General features: G+C 63.6%; 10 protein-coding genes. 3 read left to right on the top strand and 7 right to left on the bottom strand.

What is annotated here, in order from left to right; all coding sequences use genetic code 11:
* Window positions 1–180: 180 nt before the first annotated feature.
* The 3 genes from KEC57_RS17910 (at window position 181) to KEC57_RS17900 (ending at window position 4,826) form a co-directional block, all read left to right on the top strand.
* Window positions 181–1,734, top strand: coding sequence for a sugar transferase (locus KEC57_RS17910; protein ID WP_229386067.1), 1,554 nt, complete (start codon window positions 181–183; stop codon window positions 1,732–1,734).
* A 794-nt stretch (window positions 1,735–2,528) separates the two neighbouring features.
* Window positions 2,529–3,764, top strand: a complete 1,236-nt coding sequence (locus KEC57_RS17905) for an oligosaccharide flippase family protein (protein WP_229386066.1) — start codon at window positions 2,529–2,531, stop codon at window positions 3,762–3,764.
* Window positions 3,765–4,826, top strand: coding sequence for a polysaccharide pyruvyl transferase family protein (locus KEC57_RS17900; RefSeq protein ID WP_229386065.1), 1,062 nt, complete (start codon window positions 3,765–3,767; stop codon window positions 4,824–4,826).
* A gap of 204 nt (window positions 4,827–5,030) precedes the next feature.
* Here KEC57_RS17900 and KEC57_RS17895 read toward each other — a convergent pair whose 3' ends face one another.
* The 7 genes from KEC57_RS17895 to KEC57_RS17865 all read right to left on the bottom strand — a co-directional run bounded on the left by KEC57_RS17895 (window position 5,031) and on the right by KEC57_RS17865 (window position 11,757).
* Window positions 5,031–6,422, bottom strand: a complete 1,392-nt coding sequence (locus KEC57_RS17895) for a hypothetical protein (protein WP_229386064.1) — start codon at window positions 6,420–6,422, stop codon at window positions 5,031–5,033.
* Window positions 6,423–6,555: 133 nt separating this feature from the next.
* Window positions 6,556–6,882, bottom strand: coding sequence for a hypothetical protein (locus tag KEC57_RS17890; RefSeq protein ID WP_229386063.1), 327 nt, complete (start codon window positions 6,880–6,882; stop codon window positions 6,556–6,558).
* A gap of 22 nt (window positions 6,883–6,904) precedes the next feature.
* Window positions 6,905–7,843, bottom strand: a complete 939-nt coding sequence (locus tag KEC57_RS17885; RefSeq protein ID WP_229386062.1) for a polysaccharide pyruvyl transferase family protein — start codon at window positions 7,841–7,843, stop codon at window positions 6,905–6,907.
* Window positions 7,840–8,949, bottom strand: a complete 1,110-nt coding sequence (locus KEC57_RS17880; RefSeq protein ID WP_229386061.1) for a glycosyltransferase — start codon at window positions 8,947–8,949, stop codon at window positions 7,840–7,842. The genes KEC57_RS17885 and KEC57_RS17880 overlap by 4 nt, the downstream gene beginning before the upstream one ends.
* On the bottom strand, window positions 8,949–10,055 hold the full coding sequence (locus KEC57_RS17875) for a glycosyltransferase (protein WP_229386060.1): 1,107 nt from the start codon (window positions 10,053–10,055) through the stop codon (window positions 8,949–8,951). The genes KEC57_RS17880 and KEC57_RS17875 overlap by 1 nt, the downstream gene beginning before the upstream one ends.
* Entirely contained in the window at window positions 10,052–11,131 is a 1,080-nt protein-coding gene (locus KEC57_RS17870; RefSeq protein WP_229386059.1) for a glycosyltransferase, read from the bottom strand. Before KEC57_RS17870 ends, KEC57_RS17875 begins: the two co-directional genes overlap by 4 nt.
* A 14-nt stretch (window positions 11,132–11,145) precedes the next feature.
* Window positions 11,146–11,757: an LbetaH domain-containing protein gene (locus tag KEC57_RS17865; RefSeq protein ID WP_229386058.1), complete on the bottom strand. Its 612-nt coding sequence runs from the start codon at window positions 11,755–11,757 to the stop codon at window positions 11,146–11,148.
* Between the last annotated feature and the right edge of the window lie 3 nt (window positions 11,758–11,760).

Raw genomic sequence — 11,760 nt, 5'->3', positions numbered from 1 at the left:
CGGAATGGCCCCGATTCGGCCTTATTTCCAGAGCGGGACGCACTTCACACCGGCGTTACAAACTGCTGGTAACGTGCCCCTCGCACACGGTGTTGATTGGACTGGTTTCGCGTGACGTCGAATGTGAGGATCGACGCGACAACGACGTCGCACGAATTTGCTGAAAAGAACCCGGCGGACTTGATCGCCGAGGCGGATGCCGCCATCGCGCGCGTCGCGACCGGCGAGGACCCCGACCGGGTCGACCGCTCGACTGCCGCCGGTCCTGGCACGCAGTGGGCGCCGACGGCCACCTCACCTCGCTGGCGCGCACTGTATGCGAGACGCCTCTTCGTCAGCGACTTCCTCGTACTCGTGTGGGTGGTCTACGGTGCACAGATCGCGTGGTTCGGTCTCGGCAACGCGCAGATCGCGATGAGCGAGCACACCGGCATCACGGTGGTCTCGTACTGGCTGTTCTCCGCCGGGCTGATCGCAGCGTGGATGATCGCGCTCGGGCTCTCCGACTCGCGCACGCATCGAGTGATCGGCAACGGTCCCGCCGAGTACGTGCGAGTCGCCGATGCCAGCTTCCGCCTCTTCGGAGCGATCGCGATCCTCGCTTTCCTGTTTCAGATCGAGGTGGCTCGCGGATTCCTGCTGATCAGCCTGCCGCTGGGGATCGTGGTCCTGCTGCTCGAGCGCTGGCTCTGGCGTCAGTGGCTGATCGCGCACCGTCGCGTCGGGGAGTATTCGGCCCGTGTCCTGCTCGTCGGTTCGGAGCAGTCTGTCGCACAGGTCGCCCGCGAGCTTCGCCGCACGCCATCCGCCGGATATCACGTGGTCGGCGCCTGTGTGCCCTCGGGCAGGATCGCATCGACGATCGCCGGCACCGATATCCCGATCATGGGCAGCGTCAACGCTGTGGAGCGCGCCATGCTCGCGACTGCGGCCGACACTGTGGCCGTGACGAGCACCGATGAACTGCCTGCAGACAAGGTCAAGCAGATCTCGTGGGGCCTCGAGGCGGGCAAGCAACACCTCGTGCTGGCTCCCAGCATCGCCGACATCGCCGGCCCTCGCCTGCACACGCGCCCGGTGTCCGGCCTGCCCCTCATCCACGTCGAGACGCCGAAGTTCAGCAAAGGGCAGGTCTTCTTGAAGCGTCTGGTCGACCTGTCGGCCAGCGTCATCGGTGTGATCCTTCTCAGCCCGGTGTTGGCGTTCCTCGCGATCGCGGTGCGACTCTCGAGCGAAGGGCCTGTGTTCTTCAAACAGACTCGCATCGGTCTACGGGGCGAAGAGTTCCGCATGATCAAGTTCCGCTCGATGGTCGTCAATGCCGAAGAGCTCCTCGAGAACCTTGCCGCGCAGCAGCGCGACTCGGGCAACGAGGTCCTCTTCAAGATGAAGAATGACCCGCGCATCACCCCTATCGGGCGGATCATGCGCAAGTACAGCCTCGACGAGCTTCCGCAGCTGTTCAATGTGATCGGCGGATCGATGTCGCTCGTCGGCCCTCGTCCCCCGCTGCCCAGCGAGGTCGCGCAGTACGCCGATCATGTACACCGCAGGTTCCTCGCCAAGCCTGGCATCACGGGCCTCTGGCAGGTCAGCGGTCGCTCGAGTCTGTCGTGGGAGGACTCGGTGCGCCTCGACCTCTCGTACGTCGAGAACTGGACGCTGCTGGGTGACATCGCGATCATTCTCAAGACCGGCAAAGCGGCGATCGCCCCGGGCGAAACCGCTCACTGACGGGAGCCGAAGACATCCCGCAGAAAGCGAGCGGGGCTCGGCATGTTACGAGTTCGCGAACAGTTGCCGCTCGGCTGTGATCTGATGCGTGCGGATGAATAGGCTTGTTGCAGACGCCCGCCCCACCCCCGCAGGATCCCCCAAGGCCTGTCGGGCAGGGGACCCCCAGCTCTCCCGACCAATGGGCGGCGCGTCCTGGTCCCTCGTGCTCCACCCCGAAGCGTGTTCCGGGGCCCGAGGGACCTCCCTTTTGTCCACGATTGAACTCCCCAATTCACGAAGACGCACCCTCCCGGCGGGCTGCATATTCCGGTGCGCTCATAGGTACCGTCCGCGCGAACTTGACAACTATTCGAGCGGATTCTTCGATTGTTTCCGCGTCACAAGCTCCTGCTACGCTTCCCTAAGCGGGCCCGTACGGCCAAGACAAGAAGAAGGCACCGTGACGTCGAATTTTGGAATCGACGCGACGATGATGACGCATCCCGCGAAAAGCGCGGGAACAGCACCGCACCACTTGTGGGCGCCTGTTGCTGGATCGCCTTTTCGGTCCCGAAAGCCTGTCGCGCTGGTCGCGAGGGCTATGTGTACTGCGCCAAACGCTGGCCGTCGCATGCTCGTCGCGGCTCTGCCGTCAAGCAGAATCGGGCCCACGATCCCGCAGAGCGACAACAGGCTCACCCGCACGAGAGCGCCAGGATCGGACGCGCGCCTGACCTCGCCAGAGCCGGGCGCCCGAATGTCTGACATCCCGGATCGCATTCGCACCGCTCACGAACTATCCAAGGAGTCTTGTGGCGCGCGCAAACCGTAGCTTCTTCGGGCAGTTCGCCTGGGTCAGCGGCGGCCGGCTGCTCGCGGCCGCCCTGCAAGCCGTCTCACTGATATTCGTGGCACGCTTCCTCGCCCCCGCGGAGTTCGGTGTCCTAGCCACAGTCGTCAGTCTTGCGACCGTGCTCCAGGCGGTCCTCGACTTCGGTGTCGGCACCTACATCACGAGGGAGCGCGCGGCGAACCCTAACAGCGGGGGTATCGCGACCGCTTTGCGATTCAATGCGGTCACCTCGACAGCTCTGGCCGCAATCGTCGTGGTCGGGTTGAGCCTCATGGGATTGTTCGTCTCGCCGACGTATTTCCTCATGCTCCCGCTCGCGTTCTGGCTCAGCGGAGAACGAAACGCGGATGCTCGCCTGACCGTCGTGTTCGCGGACGGAGACGCCTGGATCAACGTCACAAACCTCTTGTCGCGTCGCCTGGCAGGGCTCATCGGATTCCTCGCGCTCGTGAGCGTCGGTGTGGAACCCCTGTTCTCCTATTCCCTTGCGTTGGCAGTCGCAGCGATCGCATCATCCCTGTTCGCGAATGTGTATGTTCGCCGCCGCGTCGACGCGGCACCGAGTCTGACCTATCGCGAGCTGATCGGCGAGAGCGTGCACTACTGGGCGAATTCCGTCGCCACGCAGGCGCGAAACCTCGATGTGGTGATCGTGGGCGCGTTGGCTGGATCCGTAGCAGCTGGCTTCTACGCGAGCGCCAGCCGCCTGACGACTCCCCTTCGGATCCTTCCGACTTCCTTGGCGAGCGTGCTTATTCCGGCGGCGACCCGTGCCGTGAGTGCGGGCCGGTCGCTCTCTCCGCTGCTGAAGTCCGCCGCCGCCTTGCTCGCCGGTGTGACATTCCTGTACGCGTTGATCTACGTGGCAGCTCCGTGGTTCGTTCCGCTCGCACTCGGCGACGCGTACGTCCCCGCAATCCCCGTGATCCAGATCGTCTTGCTCGGATTGCCGTTCGCGGCGTGCGCGTCGCTGTGCAACGCCCTGCTCCAGGCGATCGGAGAGAAGCGATTCGTCGCTACGGCAGCCACGATCAGCACAGTGTTCTGCTTGGTCGCGGTTGCGCTGGCGACCATTGCGGCTGGCGCTGTGGGCGCAGCGTGGGCTCTCACCGCCTCGTTTGCGCTCCAGGCGATTCTCGCCGTAGCGAAGCTTGTACCGTCAGTGCGCCCGGGTAGCAATAGAGGAGAAGAGTAGATGAGCACCACCCCTCGGAAAAGGCGCGCGCGTCGGGTCTACATGAGCATCGCGGCGCAGCCGGACAACCTAGGAGACATCGCGATTCGTCAGGCCGCGATCGACATGCTCGCGGGCGCGCAGGATCGACTCGTGGTCTTTGTGGGAGGCATGCCTGCTGACTATGTGTCGGCCTTCAGTTTCCCGGCAGACAGCGAACTCGTGCGGGGCTCCGGGGCATTCATGGCGAAGTATCTCGGCGATGTGCTGCGCCGTCGCGCGCACCTCATCTTCGCGCCGGGCCCGCTTCAGATCCGGCCCGGCATCAAGCCTGCGATCAAGGCGTCCGTCAATCTCGGCAATGTGCTCCTCGCGCGCCTCTCGGGTGGGCAAGTCATCGCTCTCGGACGCGCGTTGCGTGGGCACGGCTGGCCTACCCATGGCATCGAGCGGTTCGCGATCGGCGCCTACTCGCTCTTCGTCGCGAGGGACAACGTCTCCGCGAAGGTAGTCGGTCGCGCGCTGGATCGCGCGCCTGATCTCGCGTTCATGCGAGAGATCGACTCGACCACGGGTGGCCGGTCGCGCCTCGCCATCTCCCTTCGAGGGGATCGTGAGGTCAATGCGGAGTTGCTCCAAGGGATCGTCGACGCAGCTCGCGCGGCCGGGCTCGCGCCCGTTCTGGTGACGCAGGTCGGACGCGACGATCAGAAGCACCGCGAGCTCGCCGGCGACATGAATGTTGACATCGTGGGGTGGGATGGAACGGGCCACGGAGCTCAGATCGACCGCGTCGAAGAGATCTACCGAACGAGTCGATACGTCGTCTCAGATCGTCTGCACGCGCTCATCCTCGGAATGGTCAAGGGAGCGCAGCCGATTGCGCTCGTGCACCCCGGATCCGACAAGCTCATCTCCACGCTGGACGGCGTGGTCGACTTCACCTGGGTCGGCACTACGGCGACCAGAACGCCGGATGATCTATTGGTTGCCCCGGCCGAGGATGGTTTGATTCGCAGCGTGCGCGAAGCCCGCCGACGCCTCGACGAGTTGGCGGAAGAGGTCGTATCGCTCGTGGGGTGAATGCCGGCGGCTCCCCCGCTGTCGCGTAGGTGGTTTCGCGGCAAGCGTTCGGCGACCACACGGGGACTGACCTCGTCATCCACGCGCATCAGCCCGGCGCTGGAGCGAAGTCGCCTACCTGTTCGGCTTGAAAGACCCCGCCAGCCGCGCTGCGATCTGACCATCTCGCTGCGGCCTTCCGCGTATCGACGATCAGTTTTCGGCCTAGGTCGTCGCCCTCGAACCTTCCCGCCTGTGAAGCGCGCGATTGGCATAGACCAAGACGACGCCGATAACTTGCGCCCCCAGAGCGAGGTAGATGTAGCGAACAACCGATCTCAGGTTGTACTGCGACGACTGGATAACGAACATGAAGATGAGTCCCAGTGCGAGAATCGCGACGAGGCGTCCGAGTGGACTCGTGAGGAGCTTGTCGTTCAGAACCTGACTAAAACCCAGGACGATACCAAGACCCAGGAGTATCACAACGAACACGAGTGAACCGTAGTTGATGAGTTCGCCGATTGCGGAGTAGGGGGTGTATCGGTTGATTCTCAGCAACGGCGCGACCTCGTACCAACCGACCACGTTGCCGTCGAGCGGGCTCAGAGAGATGGGCAGTGCTTCCGTGGGGATCTTGGCGCTCTGAAATCCGGTTACAGCGGTGATCTTGAATCCCGCAACGAAGTTGTTGAGGCTCGTCGCAAGCATCTCAGGGGAAAGCGAGAAGCTTGACAGACTCGCCATATAGGGGAGCAGGCCATGACTTGCCTGGCCCCGAAAGTGCAGCGGCAAAGCCAATGTGACTACCGCTCCGACAGCCGCGATGACAACGGGGATCACGCTGAGTTTGCCTCTTCGCGCAAAAACATACGCCAGCAGGAGCAGAAGAGGCACCAGCGCCAGTCTGCGAGATCCCATCGAGACGAAGTAGGCGATGAATCCGAGTATCAAGACGAGCGACAGAAAGCGGAGAGCGCCCTTGCTCGTGAAAAACGCGATTCCCACAAGGACGAGCACGGCAACGGCCAGCATCGACACGATCGTCTCGATGTTGGTACCGCGTCCGAGCAATCGACTGTCACGTTCGAATATCTCGTTGATACCCACTATGTAGGCCAGAACCGCGAGTTCGACTACGCCGATCAAGAGGAACCACTTTGCGTACTTGGAAAGATCTCCGAGGTCGAGCAGATCACCAATCGCTATGTGGGACGGCCGTCTTCGAACGAGGGCTGCTCCTATGAGGCACAGTGAAGCGGCAACGAATAGCGCGCTGGCCGTACGCGCACTGATAGCGGGATCCAACAGAAAATCCGTGAATCCCGTGCCGCCGGCCCCACTGAGCTGATCTCCAACGCTCACACCCAGCACAGCCACAACGCATAGATAAGCCGAGAGGTAGAAGGCAGGCGACAATGCGACAGGAGCAAGGCGCCGCCAAGTAGCGGCCACGATGGCGACATACGCCAGTGCATAAGGCAGAACCGGCGCATAGCGAACGTCAGCAAATGTGGCCGCACAAACTGCGATGACCAGGACAAGCCCAACCATCAATGGAACGGCGCTCTGGGCCCGAGCCTTCGGCCCGGCCCCTGGCCGGATGATCGTAGCCATCGCGCCCCTATCTATATGCTCGCAGGCAGATTCGAAAGCCGCGGGGTTTCAGCCGTCCGTCGGTTCGGAATGAACCTACCAGCGCGTGCAGCGAAGCAGACTCCAGGCAGTCCGGACGACGATGATCGGAGCCTCATCGGCGCACCCTGTACCGTGTGCCGGAGAGAAGAGATCCTCCGAGGAGGATGAGCGAGGTCGGCGATATTCTCCGAACCGTCACTTCCGAGATTCCCTCATTGAGAAAGTAGCGTCGCCATCTCCAGGCACGGTTCGCCGGGCCGAGAAAGCGACGCAGTGCGCCCCGGTCGTCTGTCTCGCTGAAGCGCATCGACGGAAGGATCGGCTGGGCACCGCTTGCGACCGCGAGATCGTAGTCATCCCGGTTGACCACGAGCATGAACTCATAGCCTTCCTTGGCAGATCGCTCACCGACCGCGCGATCGAAGTCTTCGACGAGCACTGCATGTCCGCGTTTCATCGTTCTAGCCTGTCCATCCTCGACGCCAACCGTCGATCGTCTCAGTCGGTATCGCAAGCTTTCGTTCCTCGCCCGAACGCATTGCGTGCTCGATCTCGTTCACTGCGAACCGCGACGGAGCCGCAAGGTCGACTGATTTGCTGATCTCCCTCGCGCGGTTGTCCACGCTCAGGATCAGCGAGGGTACGCCGAGCTGGATCGCGCGGACGCCGCCGTGAAGACGAAGGCCGACGTACGCGGTGTCGCCAGCGAGAAGTGCGGCATCGAATGCCTCGAGTGTCGGAGCCAGTATCTGCTCCGGACCAACGCCGGCGAGCGAGGTCAGATACACCGCGTCTCCGGGGCCCTGCGGCCAGTAGAGAACCTCGTCGAATCGCGAATTGAGTGCGCGGACGAGCTGCTCGTCAGCCGCGCGCTCCTGGTTGTAGTCGGTCAAAGTCACGACAGCGCGGCGCTCGTTCGAGGGAAGAGTCTGCGTGGAACAGGACCACAGGGTCGGGCACGTCGTGTGAGCAGCATGCACGCCCGCCTTACCCAATCGTCGGGCCGAGTATTCGTCTCGGACTGCCCAGGCATGTGTGCCGCGCAGGCTTCGCAGCCAGCGCGCGCTCAGCGGATCGATTCCGCTTCGCTGGTACTGCCACCAGCCGACGCCGAACGTCGTGAGCTTGCCGGCCGTCAGCTCGATGTCTTTGCGGTCCCACTGCCAGCTACGGCGAAACCTCATATGGTCCGACAAGAGATTCGTGCCGCTCACGATGACATCATCAGCCTGCGCGATCAGCTCGCGCTGACCGTCCGTGAGCGTCCCGTGCAGGGGAACGCGATGGACATCGAGCTTCGCGTTCCTCAGGGGAGCGATGAGCTCCCTCTCCACAGCCTCGGCGATGATCTTGTCGCCCAGATTGGTGGTTGCGGCGCCGGGATCGACCACAACGATCATGCGTAACTCCTCTGTATTTTGTGAACGTCTGAGGCGTAGTCGGGCCCGACGGCTGCCCAGGACCCTTCGTCGTCCACCCACGCTCGAGCGCGGTTCCCCAACGCGGTATTTCGATCCGCCTGCTCGAGAGCCTCGGCGAGACCTCCGTTGTCGGAGGCGAAGTCGGCGACGAGTACAACACCTGAGGGGCCGAGCTCGTCTGCGGCGTGGATGCTGCTGGAGACGACTGACGGGACGCCAGCGCCCAGCATTTCCAGGAGCATGATGCTGCAGGACTCCCACCGGGAAGGGTGGACGTATGCGCGCGCACCCCGCATGAGATCTGCCTTCTCGTCGCCGGAGACACGTCCGCGGATCGAGATCGTCTCGTCGAGACCGAGCGCTGCGATCTGCTCGGCGATCTGATCGCGTCCCCCGAGGAAGTCCGGGCCGGCGAGGACGAGCCTTGGTCGAGGCTCGGGAAGTCGCGACCATGAACGCACGAGATTGTCGAGCCCTTTGTGATGCGGATCGAAGCGCCCGATCCAGACATAGAAGTCTCCGTCGCCCTTCCACACCGGGTCGGAGACAGGCGCGCCGTTGGGGTGCACCATGAACGAGGAAGTGCCCGGCTCGAGGTCCTTGACGACGTCGGTCTCCCCGCCGTAGAAGACGTGCACGGCTGCCGCGTTTCGCAGAGCCCAGCGTTCCGCGGCCGACCTGACACCCGCCACGTCCTTCGTGGCATCGATCACGCCTCGTTCGTAGACGCCATGGGGAACGACGACGTACGGAACCCTGCGGAGCTTCGCAATCGCCGCGGCGACGACGTTACTGATCACCCAGCCTTCGTGCAGGACGAGCAGATCGCCCTTGCGAAGCGTCTTCAGCAGCCCGAGGGGGATCCACGTGGACCGCCCGCGTCCGAGGTGGCCGGTGGTGATCGTGCGCTCGGCGTCGACGAACTCGTTGCCGATGACGGCCGGCTTGGCCGCGACGATCCGGGTAGAGATTCCGTTCGCCACCAGCGCCGCGACCCAGTTGTTCACGGAGTCGGTTACGCCGGAGGGATGGACGAGGTAGCGCGCGTAGTAATGGAAGACCGTTGGCGCTTGTGGTCGAGGCATCAGCTAAGAACGACCTTTCGCAGTACAGAGGAGATTGTGGAGACCGACACTTCGAGGTTGGGCGCGGTAGCCGGGTCGATCTCGGTTCCGAGGTGTGCTTTCGTCCACATCGATGCGAGGGCTGCAGGCGTTGCGGATGCTGTGAACATCGTCGTACCCTCGGCGAGGTATTCCGCTTCCGGGGCATGGCGGTCGAAATCAGTGGTCACCACGGGCAACTGCATGGCAAGGGCATCGACCGCGACGAGGCCGATCCGCCCAGGATTGATGATGACTTCTGAGATTCGCGCTGCAGGCGCGTATTGAGTCGGCGCGCTCTGCCCCAGTAGCGTTACGCGTCCCGTTTCTCGGGCGAGCATCTGAACTCGAGACATCTCGGGTCCATCGCCCACGACGACCAGCCACCAGGGCGAATCGCCACTGAGAACTTCTCTTGCCGCGTCGACCAGCAAGTCGATTCTCTTGTGCTCGTTGAGTGCACCCAGGAACAGCGCGACACGCGCCGATGCGGGTATGCCGTGGAGCTCACGGAAAGCGTCGACGACTTCTGGTGTGGCATCCGAGAGCGCTTGTCGGAGTGCGCGGGTATCGGTGGAATTGTTGAAGGACGTGACCTCATCGTCCTGCAGCCGAGTGCGGCGGAGTACCTCGTCTCGCCCGCTCGGGAGGTAGGTCAGCACGTGCGTGGCCCGCCGATTCAGCATGGATTCCAGCGCGACGGAGACTCGGCCGGGTTCCGACGTGTATTCCTTGCCGTGCCCGAAAGTGACGTACGGTCGTCGACGAGCGAGCGCGGACCAGGCATTGCCATTGGACCCCTGCATCTCGGTGAGGAGCGGAGCGTTGGACCACTCCGCGGGAAGGCTCCGATAGATCAGCTTCGGAAGCCTCGGGGTCACTTGCACTGTGCGAGCAGCGACTTGCTCCGCCCACGGCGCTTCTACCCCGTCGCCGCGCCGGGCGCGAATCGCGAGCTGCTCGGCGTCCCCACCGAAGAAGATGCGCGCATCGATGCCATCGTCCTGAAGGGTCGCGATGACTCCGTCCCACAGGGGGAACCGATATGCCGGGACATACGGCTGCGTGATAGCCAGCTTGACTCTCATGCGTATGCCTCCTCGAGGCGATCGGCGACCGCTCCGATCGCGAGCCAATCTGTGAGCGCGTCGTTGGCAGCCTCTACGAGCGCCGCGCGTCGGTCGCTGCTATCGAGTAGCTGCGTGATTGCGCGGGCGATATCGCGCGGTTCGCCTGTCGTCGGCTCGATGCATCCGCGAGCGGTCAGGTCAGGCGCAATTGCGCACTCATCCGTCAGAATCACAGGCGTTCCCGCTGCGAACGACTCCAACACGGTCATGGGGAAGACCTCGCCGAAGCTCGGCAGCACGTAGACCGTTGCCTTGCTCAGTTCCTCAACCGCGGCACCCGAGGCGATGGCTCCGGCGTATTCGAGTTGATTCAGACGATGTTCGCTCTTGTACGCAAGGAAAGCTGCGAGGTCTCCCTCGTCCGGCCCGATCACGCGAAATGTCGCGCGAACCCCGCTTTCCGAGAGTTCGCGCGCAGCTTCGGCAAAGGCAAGAACACGCTTGCGCGGGTGCAGACGCGCAAGGAAGAGGACCACGGGCGGATCCACGTCCCTCTCCGCGCTGACGCCCCGCGTGGCGACGCCATTCGGGATCCGCGCGATGACGGGGGTCACGGTCTCACCTGCCACCGCCGTCACCCCGTCGAACTCCGCGTCCGTCAGAACGAACACTGAATCGGCTCGTCCCAGGGCACGTCGAGTCAACGCAGCGTCGAAGGCCTTGGCGAGCGCCCGATTGTCGGGCATCACCATTCCGTGCGTCTGCAGGAAGACCCGCCGCCCTTTCGAGAGCGCGAGCAATGCCGCGGGCAGCGTGACCAGGTCGCGGCCCATATGCACGTGGATGGCGTCATAGTCGGCTGCATGAGCGCGCAAGTAGGACAACAACCCGATCGACGTCAGTCCGCTCAGGCCAGGCGCAACCTTGCGGGCGCGAAAGAGTCCGACGTTGACGCCCGGAATGCTGAGCCGGGCCTTGCCGTCCCAACCTGCAAGCAGGTCCACCTGGTGGCCGCGGCGCGCAAGCTCCTCGGCGTGGCCGGCAGCAACGGCCACCGGTCCACCGAATGCTCCGTCCTCCGAGATGTATGTCACGACGTGAGCGATCCTCACGATGGCGCCTTCTCGCTGATGAACCGCTCGCCCACGATCTCTGCGGCGGGGCCTGCGACGATCGCGTTCGCGGGAATGTCACCCGAGATCACCGTCAGCGGCTTGGCAAGTGCCGATCGCCCGACCCGGGACCCCCCGAGCACGATGCATCGCGAAGTGATCCACGCGCCGTCCTCGATGTGGATCGGACGCGTGATCAGCGCCATATCGCGGCGATGAGCGTGGCTTCCGGTGGTGAGGAAAGTTTCTTGCGAGATCACGACGTCGTGACCGATGTAGATGTGGTCCTGATTGTGGAACCACGCACCCTCGCCGATCCAGCTGTCGGCGCCGATGTGGAGCTTCCACGGGAACCGCACGCGGGTGCGCGGCCGGAACACCACGCCCTCGGCGATCTCCGCCCCGAACAGCCTCAGAACCTTCACGCGAAGGCCCGAGCTGATCTGCCACGGGTTCGTAACAAACAGCAATTCGCAGACGCCCCAGAGGTAGACAACCCACGTCTGCCGATCCCAAGAGGCGCGCTCCCCAGGCGCCTTCGACAATGCGATGACCGGCAGTTCAGACAAACCCGTACCTTTCGCGTAACCAATTCGAAACGGTGTCACCGA

It is taken from the genome of Microbacterium allomyrinae (genome assembly GCF_020682705.1).
GTDB lineage: Bacteria > Actinomycetota > Actinomycetes > Actinomycetales > Microbacteriaceae > Microbacterium > Microbacterium allomyrinae.
The sequence above is the reverse complement of the archived record's forward strand: the minus strand, read 5'-3'. Positions and strand labels throughout refer to the sequence as shown.